The organism is Geodermatophilus sp. SYSU D00710, assembly GCF_054050195.1.
The window spans coordinates 22,049-47,020 of record NZ_JBJGYX010000034.1; the positions used below are offsets into that span (position 1 = coordinate 22,049).

28 protein-coding genes and 1 riboswitch are annotated in these 24,972 nt (G+C 76.1%); of the genes, 12 read left to right on the forward strand and 16 right to left on the reverse strand.

Annotated elements, in window-relative coordinates; genetic code table 11:
- The first annotated feature begins 181 nt into the window (after nt 1-181).
- Both ACI78U_RS15745 and ACI78U_RS15750 read left to right on the forward strand, forming a co-directional pair.
- Nucleotides 182-1,195 (forward strand): anti-sigma factor RsbA family regulatory protein, encoded by a 1,014-nt coding sequence (locus ACI78U_RS15745; RefSeq protein WP_456876275.1) that lies wholly within the window; start codon nt 182-184, stop codon nt 1,193-1,195.
- 32 nt (nt 1,196-1,227) lie between these two features.
- Nucleotides 1,228-1,731 carry a MarR family winged helix-turn-helix transcriptional regulator gene (locus tag ACI78U_RS15750; protein ID WP_456876276.1) on the forward strand — a complete coding sequence of 168 codons (504 nt, stop codon included), beginning with the start codon at nt 1,228-1,230 and terminating at the stop codon, nt 1,729-1,731.
- Here the strand turns inward: ACI78U_RS15750 and ACI78U_RS15755 are convergent.
- Together ACI78U_RS15755 and ACI78U_RS15760 are read right to left on the reverse strand one after the other, a co-directional pair.
- The gene (locus ACI78U_RS15755; RefSeq protein ID WP_456876277.1) at nt 1,728-2,741 is read right to left on the reverse strand and encodes an ATP-dependent DNA ligase; all 1,014 of its coding nucleotides are present in this window, start codon (nt 2,739-2,741) and stop codon (nt 1,728-1,730) included. The two genes, ACI78U_RS15750 and ACI78U_RS15755, sit on opposite strands and share 4 nt — an antisense overlap.
- A gap of 157 nt (nt 2,742-2,898) precedes the next feature.
- A complete protein-coding gene (locus tag ACI78U_RS15760) occupies nt 2,899-3,471 on the reverse strand; it encodes an NUDIX domain-containing protein (RefSeq protein WP_456876278.1) in 573 nt (190 codons plus the stop codon).
- A 47-nt stretch (nt 3,472-3,518) separates the two neighbouring features.
- On the opposite strand from ACI78U_RS15760, the gene ACI78U_RS15765 reads away from it, so the two are divergent.
- A complete protein-coding gene (locus ACI78U_RS15765) occupies nt 3,519-4,004 on the forward strand; it encodes a DnaJ family domain-containing protein (protein ID WP_456876279.1) in 486 nt (161 codons plus the stop codon).
- On the opposite strand, the gene ACI78U_RS15770 is transcribed toward ACI78U_RS15765, so the two are convergent.
- The 3 genes from ACI78U_RS15770 to ACI78U_RS15780 all read right to left on the reverse strand — a co-directional run bounded on the left by ACI78U_RS15770 (nt 4,001) and on the right by ACI78U_RS15780 (nt 5,006).
- Entirely contained in the window at nt 4,001-4,123 is a 123-nt protein-coding gene (locus ACI78U_RS15770) for a hypothetical protein (RefSeq protein ID WP_456876280.1), read from the reverse strand. The genes ACI78U_RS15765 and ACI78U_RS15770 overlap by 4 nt on opposite strands.
- A gap of 85 nt (nt 4,124-4,208) precedes the next feature.
- Nucleotides 4,209-4,577, reverse strand: a complete 369-nt coding sequence (locus tag ACI78U_RS15775; RefSeq protein ID WP_456876281.1) for a nuclear transport factor 2 family protein — start codon at nt 4,575-4,577, stop codon at nt 4,209-4,211.
- 27 nt (nt 4,578-4,604) lie between these two features.
- Entirely contained in the window at nt 4,605-5,006 is a 402-nt protein-coding gene (locus tag ACI78U_RS15780) for a hypothetical protein (protein WP_456876282.1), read from the reverse strand.
- An 86-nt stretch (nt 5,007-5,092) separates the two neighbouring features.
- Between ACI78U_RS15780 and ACI78U_RS15785 the strand changes: the two genes are divergently transcribed.
- Complete coding sequence (locus tag ACI78U_RS15785; protein ID WP_456876283.1) at nt 5,093-5,914, forward strand: helix-turn-helix domain-containing protein; 822 nt, start codon at nt 5,093-5,095, stop codon at nt 5,912-5,914.
- A 32-nt stretch (nt 5,915-5,946) separates the two neighbouring features.
- On the forward strand, nt 5,947-6,147 hold the full coding sequence (locus ACI78U_RS15790; protein ID WP_456876284.1) for a hypothetical protein: 201 nt from the start codon (nt 5,947-5,949) through the stop codon (nt 6,145-6,147).
- Nucleotides 6,148-6,217: 70 nt separating this feature from the next.
- Here the strand turns inward: ACI78U_RS15790 and ACI78U_RS15795 are convergent, their stop codons facing one another.
- Together ACI78U_RS15795 and ACI78U_RS15800 are read right to left on the reverse strand one after the other, a co-directional pair.
- Nucleotides 6,218-8,137 carry a hydantoinase B/oxoprolinase family protein gene (locus ACI78U_RS15795; protein ID WP_456876285.1) on the reverse strand — a complete coding sequence of 640 codons (1,920 nt, stop codon included), beginning with the start codon at nt 8,135-8,137 and terminating at the stop codon, nt 6,218-6,220.
- The gene (locus tag ACI78U_RS15800; RefSeq protein ID WP_456876286.1) at nt 8,134-10,209 is read right to left on the reverse strand and encodes a hydantoinase/oxoprolinase family protein; all 2,076 of its coding nucleotides are present in this window, start codon (nt 10,207-10,209) and stop codon (nt 8,134-8,136) included. Before ACI78U_RS15800 ends, ACI78U_RS15795 begins: the two co-directional genes overlap by 4 nt.
- 152 nt (nt 10,210-10,361) lie before the next feature.
- Between ACI78U_RS15800 and ACI78U_RS15805 the strand changes: the two genes are divergently transcribed.
- Entirely contained in the window at nt 10,362-10,484 is a 123-nt protein-coding gene (locus ACI78U_RS15805; RefSeq protein ID WP_456876287.1) for a hypothetical protein, read from the forward strand.
- Nucleotides 10,485-11,345, forward strand: a complete 861-nt coding sequence (locus ACI78U_RS15810) for a GGDEF domain-containing protein (RefSeq protein WP_456876288.1) — start codon at nt 10,485-10,487, stop codon at nt 11,343-11,345. It abuts the gene before it with no gap.
- A 1-nt stretch (nt 11,346) separates the two neighbouring features.
- Here the strand turns inward: ACI78U_RS15810 and ACI78U_RS15815 are convergent, their stop codons facing one another.
- Genes ACI78U_RS15815 through ACI78U_RS15825 form a run of 3 tightly spaced genes read right to left on the reverse strand, consistent with a single transcriptional unit; the run spans nt 11,347 to nt 14,186 of the window.
- Nucleotides 11,347-11,772 (reverse strand): DUF1707 SHOCT-like domain-containing protein, encoded by a 426-nt coding sequence (locus tag ACI78U_RS15815; protein ID WP_456876289.1) that lies wholly within the window; start codon nt 11,770-11,772, stop codon nt 11,347-11,349.
- A gap of 55 nt (nt 11,773-11,827) precedes the next feature.
- Nucleotides 11,828-12,943 carry a winged helix DNA-binding domain-containing protein gene (locus tag ACI78U_RS15820; protein ID WP_456876290.1) on the reverse strand — a complete coding sequence of 372 codons (1,116 nt, stop codon included), beginning with the start codon at nt 12,941-12,943 and terminating at the stop codon, nt 11,828-11,830.
- A gap of 40 nt (nt 12,944-12,983) precedes the next feature.
- Nucleotides 12,984-14,186 carry an EAL domain-containing protein gene (locus ACI78U_RS15825; RefSeq protein ID WP_456876291.1) on the reverse strand — a complete coding sequence of 401 codons (1,203 nt, stop codon included), beginning with the start codon at nt 14,184-14,186 and terminating at the stop codon, nt 12,984-12,986.
- A gap of 152 nt (nt 14,187-14,338) precedes the next feature.
- Here ACI78U_RS15825 and ACI78U_RS15830 point away from each other — a divergent pair, with 152 nt between their 5' ends.
- Nucleotides 14,339-14,974, forward strand: a complete 636-nt coding sequence (locus ACI78U_RS15830; RefSeq protein ID WP_456876292.1) for a dihydrofolate reductase family protein — start codon at nt 14,339-14,341, stop codon at nt 14,972-14,974.
- 69 nt (nt 14,975-15,043) lie between these two features.
- Nucleotides 15,044-15,808: a hypothetical protein gene (locus ACI78U_RS15835; RefSeq protein ID WP_456876293.1), complete on the forward strand. Its 765-nt coding sequence runs from the start codon at nt 15,044-15,046 to the stop codon at nt 15,806-15,808.
- 6 nt (nt 15,809-15,814) lie between these two features.
- On the opposite strand, the gene ACI78U_RS15840 is transcribed toward ACI78U_RS15835, so the two are convergent.
- The gene (locus tag ACI78U_RS15840; protein WP_456876294.1) at nt 15,815-16,495 is read right to left on the reverse strand and encodes a response regulator transcription factor; all 681 of its coding nucleotides are present in this window, start codon (nt 16,493-16,495) and stop codon (nt 15,815-15,817) included.
- The gene (locus tag ACI78U_RS15845) at nt 16,492-17,631 is read right to left on the reverse strand and encodes a sensor histidine kinase (protein ID WP_456876295.1); all 1,140 of its coding nucleotides are present in this window, start codon (nt 17,629-17,631) and stop codon (nt 16,492-16,494) included. The genes ACI78U_RS15840 and ACI78U_RS15845 overlap by 4 nt, the downstream gene beginning before the upstream one ends.
- Before the next feature lie 194 nt (nt 17,632-17,825).
- Between ACI78U_RS15845 and ACI78U_RS15850 the strand changes: the two genes are divergently transcribed.
- A complete protein-coding gene (locus ACI78U_RS15850; RefSeq protein WP_456876296.1) occupies nt 17,826-18,701 on the forward strand; it encodes an ABC transporter ATP-binding protein in 876 nt (291 codons plus the stop codon).
- A gap of 30 nt (nt 18,702-18,731) precedes the next feature.
- On the forward strand, nt 18,732-19,496 hold the full coding sequence (locus ACI78U_RS15855; protein ID WP_456876297.1) for a hypothetical protein: 765 nt from the start codon (nt 18,732-18,734) through the stop codon (nt 19,494-19,496).
- A 112-nt stretch (nt 19,497-19,608) separates the two neighbouring features.
- Here ACI78U_RS15855 and ACI78U_RS15860 read toward each other — a convergent pair whose 3' ends face one another.
- The 3 genes from ACI78U_RS15860 to ACI78U_RS15870 form a co-directional block, all read right to left on the reverse strand.
- The gene (locus ACI78U_RS15860) at nt 19,609-19,734 is read right to left on the reverse strand and encodes a hypothetical protein (protein ID WP_456876298.1); all 126 of its coding nucleotides are present in this window, start codon (nt 19,732-19,734) and stop codon (nt 19,609-19,611) included.
- A 722-nt stretch (nt 19,735-20,456) separates the two neighbouring features.
- Nucleotides 20,457-21,605: an acyl-CoA dehydrogenase family protein gene (locus tag ACI78U_RS15865; protein ID WP_456876299.1), complete on the reverse strand. Its 1,149-nt coding sequence runs from the start codon at nt 21,603-21,605 to the stop codon at nt 20,457-20,459.
- Nucleotides 21,599-22,465 (reverse strand): hypothetical protein, encoded by an 867-nt coding sequence (locus ACI78U_RS15870; RefSeq protein WP_456876300.1) that lies wholly within the window; start codon nt 22,463-22,465, stop codon nt 21,599-21,601. The genes ACI78U_RS15865 and ACI78U_RS15870 overlap by 7 nt, the downstream gene beginning before the upstream one ends.
- A gap of 72 nt (nt 22,466-22,537) precedes the next feature.
- Here ACI78U_RS15870 and ACI78U_RS15875 point away from each other — a divergent pair, with 72 nt between their 5' ends.
- Nucleotides 22,538-23,614 (forward strand): alkene reductase, encoded by a 1,077-nt coding sequence (locus ACI78U_RS15875; RefSeq protein ID WP_456876301.1) that lies wholly within the window; start codon nt 22,538-22,540, stop codon nt 23,612-23,614.
- A gap of 67 nt (nt 23,615-23,681) precedes the next feature.
- Here the strand turns inward: ACI78U_RS15875 and ACI78U_RS15880 are convergent, their stop codons facing one another.
- Nucleotides 23,682-24,314 (reverse strand): aggregation-promoting factor C-terminal-like domain-containing protein, encoded by a 633-nt coding sequence (locus ACI78U_RS15880; protein ID WP_456876302.1) that lies wholly within the window; start codon nt 24,312-24,314, stop codon nt 23,682-23,684.
- A 248-nt stretch (nt 24,315-24,562) separates the two neighbouring features.
- Nucleotides 24,563-24,720: riboswitch (cyclic di-AMP (ydaO/yuaA leader) on the reverse strand.
- Nucleotides 24,721-24,972: the final 252 nt, after the last annotated feature.

Sequence of the window (24,972 nt, forward strand, 5' to 3'; positions counted from 1 at the left end):
GGCGCACCCGGCGCCCGGGCCCCCACCGGTCTCCACCGGAGGGAGGAGGCCGCGGGCACCCACCGAGCAGTGCACCTGGTGCGTGTCCCACAATCGACGGGAACGGCCGGGCAGACGCGGCCCGGACGCTGTCGAGGGGCCAGTGGACCGACCTGCAGGAACCTCCGCCACGCGGGCGGGGGTGCCGCGCGGTGCGCCCGCACGCCGCCCCTCCCCGCCCGTCGCTCCCGGGGGGCTCCTGCACACCGCCGCGCTGGTGCACTCGGCGGTCGAGGCGGTCGAGGTCGCCACGGCCTTCCTCGAGGAGGGCCTGCGCGCCGGGGACCTGCCGGTCCTCGCCTGCTCACCCGACACCGCCGGCGCGGTCCGCCGCGCGCTCGGCGTCGTGGTCGGCGCGGTCGAGGAGGACCCCCGCATCTGCATGCTCGGCGTCCGCGCCCCCGACGCGATGGCCGCCGCCCGGCGGCTGGTCGAGCGCGCCGCCGGGTCCCGGTCCGGGCGGCTCCGGGTCGTCACCGAGCCCCAGTACGAGGCCGACCCGCGGCGTTGGCGCGAGGTGCGCCGGTACGAGGCCGCGGCCAACGCCCTGGCCGCGACCCTCCCGCTCACCCTGCTGTGCCTCTACGACCGGCAGCGGTTGCCCGCCCAGGCGCTCGAGACGGCCCGGCTGACGCACCCGGAGCTGTTCATGGGCGGGGTGCGTGTCACCAGCTCCGACTACCGCCGGCCCGGGTCGTGCCTGCGCGATCTCGCCGTCGTCCGGGAGCCGGTCGAGGCCGGGGAGCCGGTCTACGCCGTCGACGCCGTCCCCACGCTGCCCCGGCTGCGCGCTGACCTGCGGCAGGTGCTGGCCGCGGTCGTCCCCGACGCCGACCAGCGCGCCGACCTGCACCTGGCCGCCAGCGAGGTGGCCGCCAACGCCTTCCGCCACGGCCGGCCGCCGGTCTCGGCGCGGGTGTGGGCCGACGACACCGCCGTCGTCTGCACGATCACCGACTCCGGCCCCGGGGTCGCGGACCCCCTCGCCGGCTTCCTCCCCGCGCACGGCGACGACCTCGCCGCCGGCGGCATGGGGCTGTGGCTGGCGCGCAAGCTGTGGGACTCGGTGGACCTGCTGCCCGGGACCACCGGGGGGTTCACCGTGCGGCTGGCCACCACGCTGCACGACACGCGGGCGGGGCGCGGCGCGGCTTGACGCCCGCGATCTCTCACTGCTGAGGTACCGGCGTGGAGGATGCCGTCGACCTCATCCTCGAGCAGTGGGCGCGGGAGCGTCCCGATCTCGACTGCTCGCCGATGGGGGTCATCGGCCGGATCACCCAGCTGCAGCGCGAGGTGCACCTGGCCCAGCGCGCCACCTTCGCCCGGCACGGCCTCGACGCGCCGTCGTTCGACGTCCTCGCCGCCCTGCGCCGGGCCGGTGAGCCCTACCAGCTGACCCCCACGGCGCTCATGCGGACCGCCCTGGTCACCTCCGGCGCCATCACCCAGCGGCTGGACCGCCTGGAGGAGCGGGAGCTGATCACCCGCACGCGCAGCGACGCCGACGGGCGGGCCGTCGTCGTCACGCTCACCCCGGCCGGCCGGGAGGCGCTGGACGCCGCGCTGCCCGACCACCTGGAGACCGAACGAGGCCTGCTCGCCGGCCTCAGCGACGACGAGCTCACGCAGCTGGCCGGGCTGCTGCGCCGCTTCCTCGTGACGCTGGGACGGCTGCCCCAGCGTCCCTAGCCGGCGGGCGGCACGTCGTCGACGGTGAGGTCCGGGCGCACCCGCACGAAGCGCAGCGGGTGCCGGAACACCCCGGCGGTCAGGGCCGCGTCGGCGCTGACCTCCACGACGGCGACCGGCTCGACCCGGGTGAGGGCGACCGACAGCCGCCCGCCGCCGAAGCGGCCGGTGCCGATCCGGTCGGGCCACGGGTGGTCGGGGCCGGCGGGGGTGAGGACGGCGGCCAGCTCCTCGGCCTGCGCGGGGGAGAGCGGGCCGGTCCGGCCGACGACGACCAGTTCGCCGTCGCGGTAGCGCCCGGCGACGAGCTGGCCGGGGCGCTCGAGCGTGCCGATGACGCCGCCGGCGACGACCTCGGTGGTCTCCCAGGACTTGACCTTCAGCCACTCGCGGCGGCCGCCGGCGTAGCGGGTGGCCGCACCCTTGGCCACCAGGCCCTCGATGCCCAGCGGGCGCAGGTCCTCGGCCCACCGGCGGGCCTCGGCGGGGTCGGCGGTCACCGGGGAGAGCTGCATCGGGGGCGCCCACCGCTGCGCCAGCTCCTCGAGCGCGGCGCGGCGGGCACGCAGCGGGCGGCGGCGCTGGTCGGCGCCACCGGAGGCGAGCAGGTCGAAGGCGACGTAGGAGGCCGGGTGGGCGGCGGCCAGGGCGGCCATCCGCGCCGACGGGGTGACCAGGCGCCGCTGCAGCAGGCCGAAGTCCAGCCGGTCGCCGCCCCAGACGACGACCTCGCCGTCGAGCACGGTGCCGGCCGGGACCTGGGCGAGCGCGGCCGCGGCGAGGTCGGGGAACCGGTCGGTGAGGTCGCGGCCCTGCTTGGACCACAGCCGGGTGCCGGTGGCGCCGCGGACGACGACCAGCCGGTAGCCGTCCCACTTGGGCTCGTAGCGGCAGCCGCCGGGCAGGGCGTCCGCCGTCGGCAGGTCCCGGACGGGCTTGGCCAGCTCCACCGCGACCGGGCCGGCCAGGTCGGGCGGCAGGCCCGGCAACCCGGGGACGGAGAGCGGCACCCGGTCAGCGTCGGGCCTGCCCGCCGCCCGCGCAGGCTCCTGAGCTGCCGGATCACCCGTTCAGGGCAGGTCGCGACGCTCCGCGACGGCGGCGGAGGCAGGCACGAGCGGAAGCCCGCTGTCGAGGCACGATCAGGTCACGGGGACCCGGAGGGGGTCACCCCGGGTGCAGAGTGCCTTTGTAGCGCTGATGGCACCGTAGGAGGTACAGCGCGTAGGCGGCGAGCGAGGGGCCGTCGGTGAAGCGGCCCTCGGCGACCATCGCCCGCAGCTCGGTCTCGGGCACGAACGCCGTCACCATGTCGGCCTCGGTGACCTCCCGGGCGGTCGGGCCCGGGGTGAGGCCGGTGGCCAGCCAGGCGTCGAACTCCTGCGTCGACAGGCCCGGCGCGAGGTCGAGGTGGCCCAGGTGCTCGAGCCGCTCGGCCCGCAGCCCGGTCTCCTCGGCCAGCTCGGCGCGGGCCAGCTCCTCGGGCGTCCCGCCGCTGCCCGCGGTCAGTGCCTCGGCGGACCAGGTGCCCTGCGGGAACTCCCAGGCCCGGCGGCCCACCGGGTGGCGGAACTGCTCGACCAGCCAGAACCCGTCCTGCTCGGCGGCCAGGACGATGGCGAAGTGCGGCTTCTCGACGACGGAGTAGACGCCGGTCGACCCGTCGGCCCGTTCCACGGTGTCCTCGCGCACCCGGATCCAGGGGTTGCGGTAGATCTCCCGGCTGCCCGTCGTCCGCATGCAGCCGAGCATCGCAGGGGCGGACCATGGGGGCAGGAGGTGAGCGGGTGACCGAGCGCAAGCCGGCCGGGGTGTCGTTCGAGACCTGGGTGGAACGGCAGATCCACCAGGCCCAGGAGCGCGGGGACTTCAGCGGACTGCGCGGCGCCGGGCGCCCGCTGCCGGCCTTCGACCCGGACGAGACCGTCTACGACTGGGCGGTGGCCAAGGCCCGCCGCGAGGGCATCACGCCGGCCGAGATGCTGCCGCCCGGGCTGGCGCTGCGCCGCGAGCGCGACGACCTGCCCGCCCGCGTCGCCCCGCTGCCGTCGGAGGCCGCCGTCCGCGCCGTCGCCGAGGACTACAACGCCCGCGTCGAGGCCTTCTGGCGCCGGCCGCAGGAGAGCCGGTGGTCGCCGGTTCCGGGCCTGGCCGACGTCGAGGCGCTGGTGGCGGGCTGGCGGCGCGACCGCCCGCCCCCGCCTCCGGTGGAGGAGGTCCGGGCCGAGGCGCCGCCCCGCCGCCGCTGGTGGCAGCGGCGGCGCGGACGCTAGCGCTCCGTCAGGTGTTCCCGGCCGGCGGGCGGCTCGTGGGGCTCGGGCCGGTGGTCGAACGCGTCCCGGTCGCGGGCGCCCAGCGCCGCCGCGTACCGCTGCACCAGCTCACTGCCCACGGTGGTCCTCCCTCTCCCCGGACGCGGCGCCGGGACCACCCGGTCGGTGGTCCCGGCACCATGGTCGTCGCAGGAGGTGACCGTTTCAGGCCGGGGACGGCACCCGGTCGAGGAAACCGAGCACGGTGCGGATGCGGCCGTCCCCGTCGGTCACCGCGACGTCGAAGCCGGTCACCGGCGGCTCGGCGCCGTCGGGCCCGAGGTGCCACCTGAACCGCACCTGGTCGTGGTGGGCGTCGGCGGGCCCGGCGAGGCGGAAGACGAACCCGGGGAACCGCGACCGGACGGCGGCGATGAGGCCGTCCAGCCCGTCACGGCCGGCGACGTCGGCCAGCGGGTCGGTGTAGCGCACGTCCTCGGTGAACAGCGCGTCGACGAGGGCCCGCCGCGCGGTGGGGTCGCCCTCGTTCCAGGCGGCGAGGTAGCGGTCGGCGAGGTCGGTCGTGGCGGCCATGGCGGGTCTCTCCTGTCCTGGGTGGGGTCAGCGGCGGCGGAGGGCGGTGAGCTGCAGGGCGGCGAAGCCGGCGACGACGGCGGCCTGGAGCAGCACCCAGCCGGTGCCGGCGGCGGTCAGGTCGAACCGGCCGGTGACGGCGGCGGCGACGCTGCCGGCCGCCCACAGCAGGTTGGCGCCGACGACGGCCTCGACCGCCCCGGCCGGCACCGGACGGCGCGCCGCGACCAGCGCGACCCCGGCGGCGAAGGCGAGCAGGAAGGCGCCCAGGCCGCGCAGTGCCCCGGAGGGGATCCCGAGCAGGCCGGTCAGCAGCGGGGCGGCGACCAGGTAGGCGGCGCCGTTGACGCCGGTGACCACGGCGTCCAGGCGCAGCGCTACGCGGAGCAGGTCGAGGGGGCGGCGGGTGGGGGTGGCGGTCGTTGTCATGGGACGACCGTGGAGCCGCCGGGGAGGCGCGTCGATTACCTCGGAGGTAGGCGACGCCCGGCGGCGCCGTCGCTAGCGTCCGTGCCGTGACCACCGCCGCCACCGCGCCGCCGGTCGGCCGGCTGCTGCGCGGCTGGCGGCAGCGCCGCCGGCTCTCCCAGCTGGACCTGGCCGTCGACGCCGGGGTCTCCGCCCGGCACCTGAGCTTCCTCGAGACCGGCCGGGCGCGGCCGAGCCGGGAGATGCTGCTGCGGCTGGCCGAGCGGCTCGACGTGCCGCTGCGCGAGCGCAACGACCTGCTGCTCGCCGCCGGGTTCGCCCCCGCCTACGGCCGTCGCTCGCTCGGCTCGCCCGACATGGCCGCCGTCACCCGGGCCCTCGACCTGGTGCTCACCGCGTACGAGCCGTTCCCGGCCCTCGCCGTCGACCGGTCCTGGGCGCTGGTGACGGCCAACGCCGGCGTGGGGATGCTCCTCGACGGCGTGGCGGCGCACCTGCTCGAGCCGCCGGTCAACGTGCTGCGGCTGAGCCTGCACCCGGAGGGGCTGGCGCCGCGGATCGCCAACCTGCCGCAGTGGCGGGCGCACGTGCTGCACCGGCTGGGCCGCGAGGCGCACCTGACCGGCGATCCCGGGCTGGCCGCGCTGCACCGCGAGCTGACCGCGCTCCCCGGCGGCACCGACCGCTCGACGCCGGACGGGATCGCGGTGCCGCTGCGGCTGCGCGCGGGCGAGGAGGTGCTGTCCTTCCTCAGCACGGTGACCACCTTCGGCACCGCCGTCGACCTCACCGCCGCCGAGCTCTCGGTCGAGGCGTTCCTGCCCGCCGACGAGCGCACCGCCGAGGTGCTGCGGGTGCGCCCGTTCACCGGTGGCGAACCCGCGCCTGCCCGCCCGGTGACGGGGTAGGGCACGCAGCACCCGAACCCCGAGGAGGAGCCATGACCGAGGTCCCGGGCACCGACCGCGACCAGGCGCGGGAGAACGTGCTGCACGAGACGCCCCTGGTCCCCGAGGACGTCGAGGCCGCGGGGGACGACGACCCGCGCACCACCGACCACCCGAGCTACCACGGCGACGACGGCGAGACCGGCGACGAGGCGAAGCCGCCGTCGGGCAGCACGCACCTCGACAGCGACTGACCTGGAGGTCGGCCCCGGCGCAGGGGCCCGCCGCGAGCGTGCGAGCGGTGGGGGGCACCGGGGTCCTTCGTCAGAGGACGTCGAACTCGTTGGAAGCCGCCCCGCCCGAGAGCCGCGCGTAGCCCGGGCCGCGGTCGAAGAACGGCTCGTCGCCGGTACGGGCCGCGCGCAGCTGCGCCCGCAGGGCGTCGGTCGCCTCGACGTCGGCCGTGCCGTCCTCGCGGACGACGACGCCGTAGTCGTCGCGGGCACCCCGCACGGACACCTTGCGCCAGGCGATGTCGCGCAGGACCTCGTCGACCGGCCGGTCGAGCGGGTCCCCCCAGCCGCCGCCGCCCGTCGTCCGGATGCGCACGACCGTGCCCGCCGGCAGCGGCTCGGCGTCGGCGAGCGCGTCGACCTCGCGCTCGTCCGGGCCGCCGGGGTCGACGGTCACCTGGAACGGCCGCCCGGCCTTCCCGCCCTTGACGCCCCAGCAGGACAGGATCGAGCGGTCGGCGATCGACATGAAGTGCGCGTCGCGCAGCACCCGGATGTGCTTCTCGTAGCCACAGCCGCCGCGGTACCGGCCGGGACCGCCGGAGTCCAGCGCCAGGCCCAGCCGCTCGACGCGCAGCGGGAAGCGGCCCTCGGTGAACTCGGTCGGCAGGTTCCGCGAGTCCGGGACGACGTGGATGGTGTCCTCGCCGTCGGCGTAGTACCGGCCGCCCGACCCGCCGCCGAGCACCTCGCGCATGAGGTAGGGCCGGCCGTCGAGGTCGGTGCCGTAGACGCCGGTGTAGCGGATCGTCTCCTGGTCGGCGGGCATCCGGCCGCCGGTGGCCTTGGCCAGCACGCCGGCGAGGACGCCCAGCAGGCGCAGGATGACGAACGTCCGCGCGTTGGTCGGTGCCGGGAAGACCGGCGTGAGCAGCGTGCCCTTCTCCGGGAACCGCATCTCGATCAGCGGGACGACGCCCTCGTTGACGTCGAGCTCGGCCATCCGCTCGGGCGTCTCGGCGAGGTTGCGCAGGATCGGCGCCAGCCACTTCTTGAGGAAGTTGCCGTCGGCGTAGTCGCCGCAGTGGTTGATCGGGCCCTTGGCCTGCGGGCCGGTGCCGGTGAAGTCGATGACCAGCGGCGTCTCCCGGGTGGAGTCCATGGTCAGCGTGATCCGCTGGCGGTGGAGCTTGGGCTCCTCGACGCCGTCGTGCTCGGCGTAGTCCTCCCAGACGTAGGTGCCGTCGGGGATCTGCGACAGGATCTCGCGCCGGTAGACCTCGGTGGAGTTGGCCAGGATCGCGTCGAAGCACGCCTCGACGGCCTCCACCCCGTAGCGGTCGAACAGCTCACCGAGGCGGCGGGCGCCGGCCAGGCAGGCCGAGCACTCGGCGTCGAGGTCGGCGGCCAGCGAGTCGGGCATCCGCGAGTTGCGGGTCATGATCGCCAGCGCCGCCTGGTTGGGCACGCCGCGGTCCCACAGCTTGATCGGGGGGACCATGAGCCCCTCCTCGTACACGCTGGTCGCCGCGCTGGGCATCGACCCGGGCACCGCGCCGCCGATGTCGTCGTGGTGCCCGAAGGCCTGGACGAAGGCGACGACCCGCTCGGCGCCGTCCACGTGGGCGAACACCGGCACGGTGACGCACAGGTCGGGCAGGTGCCCGATCCCGCCCTCGGAGAGGTAGACGTCGTTGTGGAAGAAGACGTCACCGGGGTGCATGGTCTCGATCGGGTGGTCGCGCACCACCGGGTGCACGAGTGCCGAGTACGACCGTCCGGTGAGCTTGCGCAGCTCCCGGTCGTGGATGCCGGCCCGGAAGTCGTGCGCGTCGCGGATCATCGGCGAACGCGAGGTGCGGCCGATGGAGGTCTCGACCTCCTTCTCGATCGCGGCCAGCGTGCCGGCGACGATCTCGACCAGCACCGGGTCGGCGTCGGCCTTCCCCCCGGTGAGGGTGCCCGTGGGGAAGGCGCCCTGCCGGTCGGGTGAGCTCGCGAGCTCGCTCACTGGCCCGCCTCCTTCGTCAGCAGCAGGTTCCCGAACCGGTCGACGGTGGCCGCGAAACCGGGGTGCACCGGGACGGTCGAGCCGAACTCCTCGACGACCGCCGGCCCGGCCACCACGTCGCCGGGGGCCAGCCGGGTGCGGTCGTGGGTCGGGGTGTCCACCCAGTCGTCGAAGAACACCCGCCGCGAGCCGGTGACGGCGCGCTCGACGCCGCCGTCGCCGGCGGGCAGCTCCACCACGTCGGGACGGCGGATCGGCCCGATCCCGCTGACCCGGAGGTTGACCCACTCGACGGCCTGGCGCGGGTCGTCGGCGAAGTCGTAGCCGTAGAGCTGGCGGTGGGCGGCGTGGAAGGCCTGCGCGACGTCCTCCGCCGCGGCCCGGTCGAGCTCGCCGTCGGCCACCGGGACGCGCACCTCGAACGCCTGGCCCACGTAGCGCAGGTCCGCCGTCCGCTGCATCCGCTGCTCGGCGCGGTCGAAGCCCTCGCCGTCCAGCGCCGTGCGCGCCTGGGCCTCGAGGTCGCCGAAGACCGACCGCACGCGCGCCAGGTCGAGGTCGAGGTGCCGGCTGACGACGGTCTGCACGTAGTCGTTGCGGACGTCGACGGTCAGCAGCCCGAACGCGCTGACGTTGCCGGGGTTCGGCGGCACCAGCGTGCGGGGCAGGCCGAGCACGTCCATCAGGCGGCAGGCCAGCAGCGAGCCGGAGCCGCCGAAGGTGGTGAGGGTGAAGTCGCGGACGTCGAGACCGCGGGCCACGGTGACCTGGCGCAGCGCGTTGGCCTGGTTCCACGCGGAGATCTCGAGGATGCCGGTGGCGGTGCGCTCCAGCGACAGCCCCAGCCGCTCCCCGAGCGCGGTCAGCCCCGCGCGGGCGGCGTCCACCGACAGCGGGATCTCCCCGCCGAGCAGGTGCGGGGGGATCCGGCCGAGGACGACGTGCGCGTCGGTGACGGTGGGCTGGTCGCCGCCGCCGGGGTAGCACATCGGGCCGGGGTCGGCGCCGGCCGAGCGCGGGCCCACCTTGAGCGTGCCCTCGGGGGAGAGCCACGCGATCGAGCCGCCGCCCGCCCCGACGGTGACGACGTCGATCATCGGGATCTTCGACGGGTAGTCGCCCACCGAGCCCTCGGTGGTGAGCGTCGGCTCGCCGTCGATGACGACGGTGACGTCGGTCGAGGTGCCGCCGCCGTCGCAGGTGAGCACCCGGTCGAATCCGGCGGTGCCCGCGATGAGCGCCGCGCCCAGGGCCCCGGCGGCCGGGCCGGAGAGCATCGTGGTGATCGGCTGGTGCACGACCTCGCCGGCCGAGAGCACGCCGCCGTTGCTCTTCATCACGTAGAACGGCACGCCCGGGGCGATCTCGTCGAGCCGGGTGCGGATGTTCGTGACGTACGCGCCGACCCTCGGCTTGACCGCGGCGTCGACCAGCGTGGTCACCGACCGCTCGTACTCCCGGTACTCGCGCAGCACCTCGGAGCTGATGCTGACCACGGCGTCGGGGTGCTCCTCGCGGAGGACCTCGAGCATCCGGCGCTCGTGCGCGTCGTCCGCGTAGGCGTGCAGGAAGCAGACGCCGATGGTGGTGATGCCGGCGTCGCGGAAGAAGCGGGCGGCCGCGCGGGCGTCGCCCTCGTCGAACGGGCGCACCTCGTCGCCGTGGTGGTCGAGCCGGCCACGGACGGTGCGCACCAGGTCGGCCGGCACGATCCGCGGCGGCTTGACCCAGAAGTAGCTGTTGCCGTACCCGTCGGGCACCGACTGCCGGGCGATCTCCAGCACCGACTCGTAGCCCTCGGTGGTGACGAAGCCGATCCGGTCGAGCCTGCCCTCGAGCAGCTGGTTGGTCGCCACCGTCGTCCCGTGGCTGACCGCGGTGACCGCGTCGCCGGGCAGGCCGAGCAGGCCGAGGACCTTGCGGACGCCGGTGAGGAAGCCCTCGGCCGGGTCGGCGGGGGTGGAGGGCGTCTTGGTGGTGGTCGTCGCCCCGGTCTCCTCGTCGACGGCGACCACGTCGGTGAACGTGCCCCCGGTGTCGATGCCGATCCGCACCCGGCGCGCCGCTGCCATGCCTGGATACCTTAGTGCTGAGACATCGGGTCCGGGAAGAGCCGCGCCGAGGGTCCGTGGGTGCTCCGCTGAGCCGGCCCGGCGTCCCGGCGCAGGGACCGGACCGGCCGGTACGGGAACCCGGACCGGCCCGTCGACGTGGGACGGTCACCGTGGTCTCATCCGGTGTGTCGGCGGACGCCGACGGGGGAGGAGCCGACATGGTCCGGGTGCACGGCGGCCGCGAGGACCGCGGCCGGGCCGGGGTGCGCGCCGTCCGCGACGCGCGGGGCTGAGTGGACGACCGGCTGGCGCAGGGGTTCGTCGAGGGCACCGACGCCCTCGTCACCGTCGTGGGCGCCGACGGCCGGATCCTGCTGGCCAACCCCGCGCTGCAGCGCTTCACCGGGCGGTGCGCCGAGGAGCTGCTCGGGCTGCCCTTCTGGGAGGTGTGGGTCGTCCCCGAGCACCGGGAGCTGGCCCGTGACGCCGTCGAGCAGGCGGTGCGGACCGGCCGGGCACACCCCCAGGAGGGGGACTGGCTCGACCGGGACGGCGCCCGCCGGCTGGTGTCCATGCGCAACAACGTCCTGACCGGTCCCGACGGCCGGCCCTTCGCGGTGGCCTGCATCGGCATCGACGTCACCGAGCAGCGGCGGCGGGAGGAGCTGCTCGCGCAGCGGGCCCGCACCGACCGGCTGACCGGCATCGCCAACCGGCACACGTTCTTCGAGGAGCTCACCCGCCGGCTCGACCCGCGGTCGGCCGACCCCTGCGGGGTGCTCTTCTGCGACCTCGACGGCTTCAAGGGGGTCAACGACGTGCACGGGCACGGCGTGGGCGACTCGGTGCTCGTGGAGGTCGCCGCCCGGCTGCAGGCTGCGGCCGGGCCCGGCGACGTCGTCGCCCGCTTCGGCGGCGACGAGTTCGTGGTGCTCTCGCCCGACTGCGACGAGTCCGACGTCGGCGAGCTGGCCGCGCTGGTGTCCGCGCGGGTGACCACGCCGGTGCCCACCGTGGCCGGGCCGCTGCGGGTCGGGATGAGCATCGGCGGGGCCGTCGGCCGGCCCGGCGACACCCCCGACGACGTCGTCGCCCGCGCCGACCGGGCGATGTACGGAGCCAAGACCCGGCAGCGACGACGTTCGGAGCGCTGAGCTACCGACGGCGGCCGATCCCGGTGGCGTAGAGGACGGCGAGCACCGCGCCCGACGGGACGAACCAGATCGGCCACGGGTAGACGGCATCGCCGTTGCCCAGCGACACCAGCAGCCAGACGACGACGTTGACCGCCACCACGCACGCCCACACCGTGGTGAGCACCCGCATCGTGGTGCCGCCGGCGGTGTCGGAGAAGACCCGGTGCCGGGGAGCCGGCGGCGGCGGGGGCGGCGGCTCGGGCAGGTCGAGGGTGATCCGCTGCAGCTCGCCGCGGGTGCGCGCGGCCCACACCGCCTGCAGCCGCTCGTCGAACTCGTGCAGGTCGAGCTGGCCGTCGCCCACCGCACGGCGCAGCCGTTCCTGGACGGCGGTGCGCTCGACGTCGGACACCCGGAGGTCTGCGGTGCGGACCGGCTCGGTCATGCGCCACATCGTGGCACCGCGGGCCCCCGAGCGGGTCCGTCGTCCGGTGGACGGTTCAGCCGGTCACCTCGACGGCCTTCAGCCGGATCCCGCGGAAGGCGGCCAGGCGCTCGGCCTGCTCCTCGATGCGCGCCCGGAGCGCCCCGGTCACCGGCCGCCACGGCTCGACGGTGACGGTGAGCGCGCTGCCGGCCTTGCGTGGCCGCCACAGTCCGGCGAGGTCGCCGTCGTGCAGCACCGCTCCGGGCCGGCCGAGCACCGGCCACAGCGCCTTCCGGCGGGCGGGGTCGGCGACCAGCGTCTCGCGGTCGCGGCCCTGCAGGAACAGGTCGAACGGGCCGAGCAGCCGGGTGACCGCGGGCGGCGCCGTCCCGAGCCGCTCGACGTCGCCGGCGAGCAGCCAGCGCCGCTGCCCGTCCACCGTCACCTCGACGGCGTCGTCGGGCCAGTGCGCCCTCACGTCCGCGACCGGGGCGTCGAGGTAGCCGGCCACGTGCTGCGGCGTGGCCGGGCCCAGCAGGTGCAGGTACCCGCGGACGACGTCGAGCCGGTCGGGGACCGTGTCCGCCGGCGCGAACCCGGGCACCGGCTGCAGCACCGGTGGCGAGGTGCCCGGCTGCAGCTCGAGCCCGGCCCGCAGTGCCGCGAGGCGGAACGGCTGCTCGTAGAGGTGCACCGCGTCGCAGGGGCGGCAGTACCGGTTGTAGGGACCGGGCCCGCCGTCCTCCATGAGGGCGTCCGACAGCGCCCGCGACATCTCGCCCTTGACCGTCGGCGCGGTGACGATCGCCCGCATCCGCTCGGCGATCCGGTCCAGCGCGGTGAGCACGGGGATGCCCGCCGCCCTCAGCGGCCTCGCCGCGTCGAACACCCGCTTGGCCGCGTCGTCCTCGGAGAACGGGGCGGTCGCGGCGGCGACGGCGGGCAGGTCGGCGCGGCGGTGGAGGTGCGGGGCGCCGCGGACGGTCCAGACGGTGGCCAGCTCGGCCGGGTCCAGGGCCGCCACGTCGACGCCGCGGAGGGCCAGGGCCCACAGCCCGCCGTCGGGACCGGTGTCCTGCACGCCGAGGTCGAGGACGGCGGTGTCGGCGGCCGTGCCGGACTCCCGGTCCAGCTGCTGGGCGGTGACCCGGGAGGCCAAGACGTCGGCGCGGGACGCGGTCTGCGGCACGGCGCGCACGCTAGCCCCGGGCGCCGACGGCCGGGAGGGATCAGACCGGCTGGGGCTCGGCCCGCGCGGGCGTGACGGGGGCCAGGGCCTCCGGCGGCCCGGGGCGGCCGAAGAACCAGCCCTGGCCGAGGTCGACGCCGAGCCCGCGCAGCGCGTCGGCCTCCTCGGCGGTCTCGATGCCCTCGGCGACCACCGTCACGCCGCAGCCGTGCCCGAAGGTCACCAGGGACGCGACCAGCCGGGCGAGCACCGGGTCGGTGTCCAGGCCGCTGACGATGCTGCGGTCCACCTTGATCACGTCGGGGTCGGTCACGACGATGTGGCGCAGCGAGGAGAAGCCGGCGCCGACGTCGTCGATGGCCAGCCGCATCCCGGCGGCGCGGAAGGGCAGCAGCACGCGGGTGAGCTCGTCGTAGTCCTCGACCGGGTCGTGCTCGGAGAGCTCCAGCAGGACGCGGTCGAGGGGCAGCTCCCCCAGCAGCCCGGCGAACTCCGGCGTCAGCAGGGTCTGCGGGGAGACGTTCATGGCCACGTAGCCGCCGACCCGGTCCAGGTGCGCGGCCGCGCCGCGCAGGGCGAGCAGCTCCACCTCGTGGCCGCGGCCGACGCTGTGCGCCTCCTCGAAGACGACGTCGGGGCCCTTGCCCCACTCGCGCGGGAACCGGCTGAGCGCCTCGGCGCCCACCCGCTGCCCGGTGGCGAGGTCGACGATCGGCTGCAGGACGACGCTGGGGCCGCCCGCCTGCACCAGCGGCCCGAGCCGGCCGTCGATGTCGTCGCGGCGCTGCTGCTCGCGGACCTCGGGCTCGATGACCACCGACGCGGCCGAGGCCAGGACCGTCATGAGCGACTCGTCCCGGCGGGTGAGCTCCTCGTCGGAGGTGAAGCCGAACGCGCAGAAGGTGCCGTACAGGGTGCCGTCGGACAACGTCACCGGCGCCGAGACGTAGCTGCGGATGCGCGGGATGCGGGCCGCGGGCAGCGACATCGCGAGCGGGTACCGCGTGACGTCGTCGATGACGGCGGGCAGCTCCCCGTCGAGGATCTTCTGGCAGAAGGACGTCTCCTGGACGGCCGTGGCGCCGTCCCGGAACAGGGCCGGCACCCGGCTGTCGACCACCTCGAAGTGCTGGGTCGTGCCGTCGAGCCGGCTGAGGAACGCCACGCTCATGTGCAGCGACTTCCTCGCCGTCCGCAGCAGGTCGGCGATCTGCTGCTGCGCGTCCGTGCGCTGTCGTGCCATGGGTGCTCCTCGTCCGGAAGGCCAGTCCCCTCCTATCGACACCGGGCGGGCACGACTGGAGTGGTCACCCCCGGGCTCACCCGGACCGATGAGTCCCGGCGCCGGGCGCCGTCTGCACCCCGACACCGTCACCCGGCACCGAGGAGGACCCGATGCGCCCGCTCGTCGTCACCACGTTCCTGACCCTCGACGGGGTCGCCCAGGCCCCCGGCGGCCCGGAGGAGGACCCCTCCGGCGGCTTCCCGTTCGGTGGCTGGCTGGTCCCGCACGCTGACGAGGCCTTCGGCCGGCAGATGGACGCCTGGTTCACCGGCGCCGAGGACTTCCTCCTCGGCCGCCGCACCTACGAGATCTTCGCGGCGCACTGGCCGCACGTGGACGCGACGGGCGACCCGGTGGCCCAGGCGCTGCAGACGAAGACCAAGCACGTCGCCTCGCGGACGCTCACCTCGCTCGAGTGGTCGACGGCCCGCCTCCTCGGCGACGACGTCCCGGCCGCCGTGCGGGAACTCAAGGCCGCCGACGGCGGGGAGCTGCAGGTGCACGGCTCGGTGGGGCTGGTGCAGACCCTGCTCGCCGAGGACCTCGTCGACGAGCTCCGCACGATCGTCTTCCCCGTCGTCCTGGGCCAGGGCAAGCGGCTGTTCGAGGGCGGGGCGGCCCCCCGGACGTGGGAGACGGTCTCGTCGGCGACCACCTCCACCGGCGCGGTCATGACCGCCCACCGGCGCGTCGGTGAGGTGACCACCGGCTCGTACGCGCTGGACGACACCGCGTCGGTTGGATGACCATACTGACTGCGGTAGGGTTCCTCGTCGAGTCGGTTGGATCGTCCAACCGGCGCGACTGGAGGAACCGTGAGCCTGACCGCCGCTCTCGTCCCGACCGTCCGTCCGGCGCCCGGGCGGGTGCTGACGTTCGACCCGAGCTGGCGGTCCTTCACCCACGTGCAGGGCGGGCTGGTGGTCGGGCACCTGTTGGCCGCGGCGGCGGACCTGACCGGCGCCGCGCCGCGGGCGGTGGCCGCGCACCTGCTGGCCGGGGTCGAGCCCGCGACGGAGGCGCACGTCGAGGCCGTCGCCGACCGGGCGGGCACCACCGGCAGCGTGCGGGCCACGCTGGACCAGGGCGGGCGGGTCGCCGCGGTCGCGCAGGTGCTCACCCTGGCCCGGCCCGTCCGGCCGGGGGCGCCCGCACCCGTCCCCGCCGTGGCCGACGGGGTGCCGTTCGCGCTGCCGCGCGAGCTGGTGCCCTTCGCCGAGCACCTCTCGGTCCGCGCACTGGGCACGACGCGGCCGCTGGCCGGTGGCGACGAGCCGCGGCTGACCGCGTGGGCGCGCATCGACGGCGACCTCGAGCCGCTGGTCCAGCTCGGCGTGCTGATCGACGCACTGCCGCCGTCGCTGTTCGCCGTCCGCACCACGCCGCTCGCCGTCCCGACCGTCGAGCTCACCGCGCACCTCGCCGGCCCGCCGCCGGCCCCGGGCGCCTGGGTCCTGGTCGACCAGGTGACCACCTGGGTCGACGACGACGTGGCCGTGGACGACGCCGAGCTGCGCGCCGAGGACGGCTCGCTGGTCGCCCGGGCGCGGCAGACCCGGCGGCTGCTGACGCCGCGGTGAGCCGGATCAGCCCTCGAGCAGGCCGGCCTCGTGGGCGAGGATCGCCGCCTGCGTCCGGTTGGCCAGGTCCAGCTTGGTCAGCAGCCGGGAGACGTAGGTCTTCACGGTCGCCTCGCTGACGAACAGCCGCCCGGCGAGCTCGGCGTTGGACCCGCCGCTGCCGAGCAGGGCCAGCACCTCGCGCTCGCGGTCGGACAGCGCCGCGACCCGCCGCAGCGCCTGCGCGCGCCGCGGCGCGGCCCGCCGGTCGACGTAGGACTCGATGAGCGTCGCGGTGACCGCGGGGGACAGGGTCGCCGTCCCGTCGGCCACGGCCCGCACCGCCGCGGCGATCTCCCGCGGTGGGGTGTCCTTGAGGAGGAAGCCCGCCGCGCCGGCGGCCAGCGCCGCGTAGACGTACTCGTCGAGGTGGAAGGTGGTCAGCACCGCGACCTGCGGCGGGTCGGGGAGCGCGAGGATCTCCCGGGTGGCGGCCAGCCCGTCCATGCGGGGCATCCGGATGTCGGTGAGGACGACGTCGGGGCGCAGGTCCCGGGCCGCGGCGACCCCCGCGGCACCGTCCGCGGCCTCGCCGACGACCTCGATGTCACCGGCGGCCTCGAGGACGGTGCGCAGGCCGAACCGGACCAGCTCCTCGTCGTCGACCAGGACCACCCGGATCCGCGGCTGCCCGGCGGAGCCGCTCATGCCGGCAGCACCGCCTCGACGTCGAAGCCGCCGTCCAGACGCGGCTCGGCGCGCAGCCGGCCGCCGAGCGTGCGCACCCGCTCGGCCAGCCCGACCAGGCCGAAGCCCCCGCCGGGGACGGCATCCGGGACGTGCGACGGGCGGCCGTTGACCACCCGGACGCGCAGCTCACCCGGGCACCGCTCGACGGTGACCTCGACCGGTGCGTCGGGGGCGTGCCGGCCGGCGTTGGTCAGCGCCTCCTGCACGATGCGGTACGCCGCCCGCCCGACGACGGGGTCGACCGGCGCGGTCCCCTCCGCGGGTCCGCTCCAGCGCACCGTCATCCCCGCCTCCCGGGCCGCCTGGACCAGCCGGGGCAGGTCGGCCGGCCCCGGCTGGGGGCCCAGCGGCGCCGCCTCGTCGACGTCCCCGGCACGCAGCACCCCGACCATCTGCCGCAGCTCCTCCAGAGCGTGCCGTCCGGCCTCCTGCACCTGGCCGGCCAGCTGCTGCACGCGGTCCCGGTCCCCGGCGGCCACCTCGATGGCCCCCGCCTGCAGCACCATGAGGCTCACCCGGTGGCCGACCGCGTCGTGCATCTCCCGGGCGATCCGGGTCCGCTCGGTGAGGACGGCCTCGCGGGCCAGCAGCTCCCGCTCGGCCTCGGCCCGTTCGGCCCGGCCGGTCAGCGCGTCGACCAGCTCGGCGCGCGTGCGCGCCCAGGCGCCGAGCGCCCCGGGGAGCAGGACGACGAGCGTGGCGCCGCCGATGGCGCCGACCCACTGCTCCACCGAGGTCAGCGTCCACGGCTGGGCGACCGCGACGACCCCCACGACCGCCGCCGCCGAGCGCACCGGCCAGCGCGGCTCGTACCGGCCCACGGCGTAGGCGGTCAGCAGGCTCGCGACGGTGACCGCGGGGGAGGGGGCCGACAGGACGGCGCCGATGCCGAACGGGACCAGCGGCGCGCGGCGGCGCAGCAGCGCGAGGGTGACGACGAGGAGGACGGTCCCCGGGACGACGACGGCCAGGGGACCGCTGCCCGGGGTCGCCGCCGACAGGCCGACGGCGACCGTGCCGAGCAGTGCCAGGGCCACCTCGAGCGCGATGCTGCGCGGCCCGAGTCCCGGCCACAGGCGAGCGCGCAGCCCCATGCCGCGGAGCGTAGGACGCCGCACCGTGCCCGCGGGTCGCCCGACGGTCGACGTCCGACGTCTCCGATCGGGCGACAGGGCGTACGACTCCCGGTGCCGCAGGTCGAGCCCCGCGGCCGACGCGGCGCGCCCCCGGCCGCGGCCACTCTCGTCGTCGTGACCGGACGGACCGGTCGGCGACCGAGGAGGTCCCCATGATCGAGGTCAGCGGGCTGACCAAGCAGTACGGCTCCCGGACCGTCGTCGACGACGTGTCCTTCGCACTCGAGCCCGGCACGGTGACCGGCTTCCTCGGTCCCAACGGCGCCGGCAAGACCACGACGATGCGGATGGTGACCGGCCTGGTGCCGGCGACCTCGGGGACCGCGCTCGTCGACGGCCGGCCCTATCCCGAGCTGCCCAACCCGGGCGCCGTCGTCGGGACGCTGCTCGACGCCTCGGCCGTGCACCCGGGCCGCACCGGGCGGGTGCACCTGCAACTGCTCGCCACGGCGATCGGGGTGCCGCGGCCGCGGGTCGACGAGGTGCTGGAGCTGGTCGGGCTCTCCGCAGCCGCGCGGCGGCGGATCGGCGGCTACTCCCTCGGCATGCGGCAGCGGCTGGGCATCGCCGGGGCACTGCTGGCCGACCCGCCGGTGCTCGTGTTCGACGAGCCGGCCAACGGCCTGGACCCCGAGGGCATCCGCTGGATGCGCGACCTGCTGCGCGGGCACGCCGCGCGCGGCGGCACGGTGCTGCTGTCCAGCCACCTGCTCGGCGAGGTCGAGCACACCGTCGACCGGCTGCTGGTGATCGGCGCCGGCCGGCTGGTCGCCGACGGCCCGGTGACCGAGCTGCTCGGCGGCGAGGGCACCACCGTCCGCGCCGCCGACCCGGCCGCGCTCGCCCGCGCGCTGGAGGACGCCGGGTTCCACGTGCAACACGGCGCCGACGGCGTCCTGGTCGTCCCCGGCGCCGAGCCCGGCGCGGTCGGGGCGGTCGCGGCGGCCGGAGGCCACGTGCTGACCGACCTGCGCCCGGTCCAGCGCGGCATCGAGGACCTGTTCTTCCAGCTCACCTCCGCCTCCTGACCCACCCCGTCCCTCCTCCCGGAGCTCGCCATGACCACCCTCACCCCCGCACCCTCGTCCACCGCGCGTCCCGCCGTCCGCGAGCGGGGTGCGTCGCCGGCCACGCTGGTCGGCCTGGAGATCCGCAAGTCCCTGTCCACCCGGTCGGGGCGGACGCTCGCGCTGGTGTCGGCACTGCTCGCACCCGGCGCGGCGGCCGTCATGGCCGCGACCAGCGACGACGACCTCGGCTCGGCCACCGGGCCGGTCGGCGCGCTCGGTCTGGTCACCGTGCTGGTCCTGCTCGCGCTCGGGGTGCTGTCGACCGCCGGCGAGTGGACCCACCGGACGGTGCAGACGACCTTCCTGGTGGTGCCGCAGCGCGGGCGGGTGGTGGCCGCGAAGACGGTCGCCGTGGCCCTCCTCGGTGCCGCGCTGGCCGCCGTCGCGACCGCGGCGACCGCCGGCGTCCTGGCGGTGGCGCCCGTCGGGGACCTGACGTGGGACGGCGTCCCGCAGGCGTTCGGGGTCGTGGTCGCGGCCGGTGCGGCCTTCGCGGTCGTCGGCGCGGGTGTCGGCGCGGCCGTGGCGAACTCGCCTGCAGCGCTGACCGGGCTCTACCTGACCGTCCTGGGCGTCATGCCGGTCCTGCGGATGGCCCAGCCGGGCCTCGCCGGGAAGCTCGACCCGGCCGACGCCGTGCTGGGCCTGGCCCTCGGGCACGGCGGCCGCACCCAGGTGCTGGTCCTGACCGGCTGGGTGGTCGTCAGCCTGGTCGCCGGCACCGTCCTCACCCGCCGGCGCGCGGTCGCCTGACCGTCCGCCTCCCCGGACCCTCCCGGCCCACCGCGGCCGGGAGGGTCCGCCCGTTCCCGCGGGAACGCCCGGCCACCGCTCCGGCGGGATGCCCGGCCGCAGCACGGCGGGATCAGGCCGCCGGGTCGAGCCGACCGGCCCGCTCGGCGGCCAGCCGGCGCTCGAGGTCGCGGTTGCGGTTGCGGTTGCCCAGCAGCACGCCGACGACGTAGCCGAGGTCCATGCGCTCGCCACCCACGGCCAGCGAGCCGGGCAGGTCGGACTCCCGGTGTGCGGGACGAGCCGGGTCACGAGCGCCGAACCGGTCGGCGCGGTCCCGTCGCCGCCGCCGTCGGCTCCCTCCACGCCGGCGGCGAAGGCGACGTCTCCCCGGCCCCACACCCGGCGGCCGTCGGGTGTGACGGCGACCAACCCACCTGCACGCCGCGTCATGACCAGGTCGAGGTCGTGGGCCAGGCCGTGGTCGGCGTCGCAGAGCAGGACCAGGGTCGCGGGTCCGCGCGGACCGCCTCCCCTACGGCTGCCCGTCCGGAAGCCAGGTCGACGGCGCTGGTGAGCTGTCCGTGAACATGGCGAAGCACTGGTCGCACTGGAACACGTCGTCACGGCGTTGGTCCCGAAGGAAGTGCGGTCCCGGCTTGTCACAGCGGAGGCAGTTCTCCATCGAGTAGAGGCTGCCGTCCTCAGTCGTCCCCCTGGTCACGCGACCGACCGTGAGGCAGCGCGCCCTGGAACTGGCGCGCGTTCACCCGATCGGCACGGAGCTGGCGGGTGAGCTACCGAGGTCTTCGCGCTGGTGATCTCACCGCACACGCGGCGTCTCAGTCGGTGCCGGGTGTGACTGATCGACGTGCCATTCAGGCACCCGCGCTGCGCCGCACGTCGCCGCGGCAGGACGGTACTCGTCCAGTCGAAATGCCGGTCGACGGCGTGCGGCGTTCCGCGGGAACGCCGCCGGGCTCACTCGAGTCCGCCGCGGGCCACCAGCTGGCGGGCGATGACGTCGCGCTGGATCTCGTTGGTGCCCTCGCCGACGATCATCAGCGGGGCGTCGCGGAAGTAGCGCTCGACGTCGAACTCGGTCGAGTAGCCGTGCCCGCCGTGCACCCGGATGGCGTCCAGCGCGATCTTCATCGCCGTCTCGGAGGCGAACAGCTTGGCCATCCCGGCCTCCATGTCCGACCGCTGCCCCGACTCGTGGCGCTCGGCCGCGTGGAGCAGGAGCTGGCGGGCGGCGGTCAGCGAGGTGGCCATGTCCGCGAGCAGGTTGCCCACCGACTGGTGCTGCCAGATCGGCCTGCCGAAGCTCTCCCGCTGCTGGGCGTAGCGCAGCGCGTCGTCGAAGGCCGCCGTGCCCACGCCCACCGCCCGCGCCGCCACCTGGATCCGCCCGGTCTCCAGGCCGGTCATCATCTGCGCGAAGCCGCGGCCCTCGACCCCGCCCAGGACGGCGGCGGCCGGCGCGCGGTACCCGTCGAACACCAGCTCGCAGCTCTCCACGCCCTTGTAGCCGAGCTTGGGCAGGTCGCGCGACACCGTCAGACCCGGTCCGTGCTCCACCAGCAGCACCGACACCCCGCGGTGCCGCGGCCGCGCCGCCGGGTCGGTCTTGCACAGCAGTGCGATCAGCTGCGAGCGGCGCGCGTTGCTGATCCAGGTCTTGGCGCCGTCGACGACGTACCCCTCGCCGTCGCGTCGCGCCACCGTGGTCATCGCCTGCAGGTCCGACCCGCCGCCGGGCTCGGTGAGCGCCATCGTCGCCCGGACCTCGCCGGTCGCCATGCGCGGCAGCCAGCGGTCCTGCTGCTCCCGGGTGCCGAAGGCCGCCAGCAGCTTCGCGACGACGGTGTGCCCGCCCATCGCGCCAGCCAGCGACATCCACCCGCGGGCCAGCTCGGCGGTGACCAGCGCGTAGCAGGGCATCGACACCGGGGCCTCGCCCCACGGCTCGGGGACGGCGAGACCGAAGACGCCGAGGTCCTTCATCCGCTCGATCAGTGCCGCGGGGTACTCGTCGGCGTGCTCGAGCTCGCGGACGACCGGGCGGACCTCCCGGTCGACGAAGGCCCGCACGGTGGCGACGACGTCGCGCTCCTCGGGGCTCAGCACCGCGGGCCCTCGGCGAGCACCGCGGTCCCGGTGACCGACGCGGGCGCGCCCACCGTCCCCGCGGACAGCGCGAACCGGTCGCCGTCGAGCCGCCCGCCCGCCCGCACCGGCGGACCCGCGTACGCCGGGCGGACCAGGCGGTGGGTGAACGACGTGACGGACCGGTCCGGCAGGTGTCGGCGCGGGACCTCCAGCAGCAGCAGCGCCAGCAGCGGCCCGTGCACGACCAGACCCGGGTGACCCTCCACCTCCGTCACGTAGGGCTGGTCGTAGTGGATGCGGTGCGCGTTGTAGGTGAGTGCGCTGAACCGGAACAGCAGCGGCGGGTCGGGCAGCACCTCGACCACGTGGTCGCCGACGTCGGCAGGGGAGCCGGCGCCCGCCGGGGCCGGGGACGAGCCCGCCTCCTGCGACCGGTAGACGACCTCCTGCTCCTCGGTGACCAGCAGCGCGCCGTCCTCCCGGTACTCGCTGCGCACGGTGACCAGCAGCATCTCCCCGCTCCGGCCGGTCTTGACCTCGCAGCGGGCCAGCGACGACGTCCGGTCCACCGCCGACCCCACCCGCAGCGGAGCGGTGACCTGGAGCCGCCCGCCCGCGATCATGCGGCGCCGGTGCGGCAGCGGCGGGAGGAAGTGCCCGGCGCGGGGGTGGCCGTCGTCGCCGAGGTCGGCGGTGGTCGGCCGGTCGAGGAAGGTGAACCAGTGCCAGCCCGGGGGCAACGGGTCGCCGTCGGCCAGCGGCGGGGCGGGCTGGTCGAGCAGCGCGGCGAAGGCGGCCGCGGGCCCGGGCGCGACCACCGCGGTGCCGGTCAGCGGGCCCGGGGACCAACCCGCGACGGCGTCGGTCAGGGAGGACACGGCGTCATCGTGCCGCCTGTGACGCCGCCCGCACCCCGGAATGGCGCGGGCCGTGCGGGTGTCGGAACCGGCGTGGACCTCTTCTCAACCGTGAAACTCGGCGACCTCGACCTCGCCAACCGCGTGGCCATGGCGCCCCTGACCCGTATGCGGTCCGGCTCCTCGGGCGTGCCCGGCGACCTCGTCGTCGAGCACTACGCGCAGCGCGCCGGCGTCGGCCTGGTCGTCACCGAGGGCACCTACCCGAACCACGAGTCGCAGGCCTTCGTCGGCCAGCCCGGCATCGTCACCGACGAGCAGGTGGCCGGCTGGCGCCGCGTCGCCGAGGCGGTGCACGCCCGCGGCGGCCGGATCGTCCTGCAGGTCATGCACGGCGGGCGGGTCACCCACCCCGACGTCAACGGCGGCCGCCGCGTGGTGGCCCCCAGCGCCATCGCCATCGACGGCGCCGGCCACACGGAGAAGGGCAAGCAGCCCTACCCGGTGCCGCACGCGCTGACCACCGAGGAGGTCCGGGACGTCGTCCGCGACTTCCGGCGGGCCGCCGAGCGCGCCGTGGAGGCCGGGCTGGACGGCGTGGAGATCCACGGCGCCAACGGCTACCTGCTGCACGAGTTCCTGGCGCCGTCGTCCAACGTCCGCGACGACGAGTACGGCGGCTCCCCGGAGAACCGCGCGCGCCTGGTCGTCGAGGTCGTCACCGCGGTCGCCGAGGCGATCGGCGCAGGCCGCGTGGGGCTGCGCATCTCGCCCGAGCACAACATCCAGGACGCCCTCGAGACCGACCGCGGCGACGTCCTCGCCACCTACGGCGCGCTGCTCGACCGGCTGCGTCCGCTGGGACTGGCCTACCTCTCGGTGCTGCACCGGGAGCCCGCCGGCGACCTGGTCCAGGAGCTGCGCCGCCGCTCCGGCGCGCCGCTGATGGCCAACAGCGGCTTCGGCGCCGTCACCACCCGCGAGGAGGCGGTGGCGCTCATCGAGGCCGCGCACGCCGACGTCGTCGCCGTGGGCCGGGCGGTGATCGCCAACCCCGACCTGGTCGAGCGCTGGGCCGGGGAGCACCCGGAGAACGAGATCCGGTCGCACCTGTTCTACGCGTCGGGTGCCGAGGGCTACACCGACTACCCCACGCTGCGCGCCAGCTGAGACGCCGCGCGGCGACCCCCCGGGAGCCCCCTCCGGACGGGCCGGAGGGGGCTCCCGGGTCAGTCGGTCAGTACCAGTTGTTCGCCTGGAAGTGGCTCCAGGCGGCGCAGGGGCTGCCGTACCGGTTCTCGATGTAGACCAGCCCGGCGTCGATCTGCCGGTACGGGTCCGACGTCTTCGCGATGCCGGTGCCCGCCCAGGTGGAGTCGAGGAACTGGGCGATGCCGTAGGCGGTGCTGCTGGGGTTCTGCGCGTCCGGGTTCCAGCCGCTCTCCCGCTCCCAGAGCTGCTCGAGGCAGCCGAACTGGGTGGCGTTCCCGCCGAGCTGGGCCAGGGCGTAGTCCTTGTAGGCCGCCTCGCCCGAGGCGGCGGGTGCCGCGGCCGGCGCGGGAGCCGGTGCCGGGGCGGGTGCGGAGGCCGGCGCGGGAGCCGGTGCCGCCGCGGGAGCGGCGGGCGCCGCCTCGCCGTCGCGGTCCCAGCCGCCGTCGCGGTCACCGTCCCAGCCGCCCCACTGGGAACTGGAGTTGCGGTCACCGGAGTCCCAGTGGTCGTCGGCCTGGGCCACCGCCTGCCCGCCGAAGGTGAGGGCGAGGGTCATCGCCCCTGTGGCGGTCAGCAGGTGCAGGACGCGGCGGCGGCGCGGTGCGGTGACGGGGGTGTCCTGGGCAGCGGTGTGCTCGAGGTCGGTGGGTGCGTGCATCGGGTCGTCCTCCTGGAGGGCGTGGTCGCCGGACGCCGTCACCGGACGGCGCCGCGTGGATGGCAACGAGGTGGGCCGCGAGGCCCGTGAGGGCAGGGGTCGGCAGCCGGGCGCGCGGCACCGGCCGGACCAGGAGGCCCGGCTGCGGGCGTGCGACGGCTGCTGCGTGCAGTGGCTGGGCAGGCGGGAGCGCGACGGTCCCGGACCTGGGCGCGCGGGGGCTCGGGGCCCCAGGGCGCGGATGTACTCCGTCCTCCCGTGGCCGCCTACCAGGTGAGCTGACGGGTTCGGGCTGGGAGTGCCCTACCCGCTCCCGGAGGGCCGGGAGCGGGACTCACCCCGGTGGTGCAGGTGGGTCCCCGGCTCGCACCCACGGGGGGTGGGCGCGACTCGGCGGCATCCGGCAGGGGCCCCCGGTCGGGGACGAGACGACCGGCCGGACGCCGAAACGCTAAGGACGTGACCGGATGGTCACAATCGGAGGTGCCGACCGGAGCGCGACAGGCCGACGCCACGTCCCCTCCGCGCACGGCTGGTCACCCCGCGCGACCACCCTCCCTCCGGACACGCCGCGGGGGGGGGGGGGCGGCCGCGGGGGGGGCCGCCGCGCCCCCCGGCGCGCGGCGGGTCGCGGGCCGGGGGGGCGTGGGCCGGGGGC

Bases quoted from the DNA above. Each gene is read 5' to 3' on its own strand.
- ACI78U_RS15760 (WP_456876278.1), bottom strand. From the start codon at position 3,471: ATGCGGACGACGGGCAGCCGGGAGATCTACCGCAACCCCTGGATCCGG.
- ACI78U_RS15845 (WP_456876295.1), bottom strand. From the start codon at position 17,631: ATGGGGCTGCGCGCTCGCCTGTGGCCGGGACTCGGGCCGCGCAGCATC.
- ACI78U_RS15840 (WP_456876294.1), bottom strand. From the start codon at position 16,495: ATGAGCGGCTCCGCCGGGCAGCCGCGGATCCGGGTGGTCCTGGTCGAC.
- ACI78U_RS15825 (WP_456876291.1), bottom strand. From the start codon at position 14,186: ATGGCACGACAGCGCACGGACGCGCAGCAGCAGATCGCCGACCTGCTG.
- ACI78U_RS15830 (WP_456876292.1), top strand. From the start codon at position 14,339: ATGCGCCCGCTCGTCGTCACCACGTTCCTGACCCTCGACGGGGTCGCC.
- ACI78U_RS15850 (WP_456876296.1), top strand. From the start codon at position 17,826: ATGATCGAGGTCAGCGGGCTGACCAAGCAGTACGGCTCCCGGACCGTC.
- ACI78U_RS15780 (WP_456876282.1), bottom strand. From the start codon at position 5,006: ATGACAACGACCGCCACCCCCACCCGCCGCCCCCTCGACCTGCTCCGC.
- ACI78U_RS15815 (WP_456876289.1), bottom strand. From the start codon at position 11,772: ATGACCGAGCCGGTCCGCACCGCAGACCTCCGGGTGTCCGACGTCGAG.
- ACI78U_RS15880 (WP_456876302.1), bottom strand. From the start codon at position 24,314: ATGCACGCACCCACCGACCTCGAGCACACCGCTGCCCAGGACACCCCC.
- ACI78U_RS15790 (WP_456876284.1), top strand. From the start codon at position 5,947: ATGACCGAGGTCCCGGGCACCGACCGCGACCAGGCGCGGGAGAACGTG.
- ACI78U_RS15855 (WP_456876297.1), top strand. From the start codon at position 18,732: ATGACCACCCTCACCCCCGCACCCTCGTCCACCGCGCGTCCCGCCGTC.
- ACI78U_RS15800 (WP_456876286.1), bottom strand. From the start codon at position 10,209: ATGGCAGCGGCGCGCCGGGTGCGGATCGGCATCGACACCGGGGGCACG.
- ACI78U_RS15775 (WP_456876281.1), bottom strand. From the start codon at position 4,577: ATGGCCGCCACGACCGACCTCGCCGACCGCTACCTCGCCGCCTGGAAC.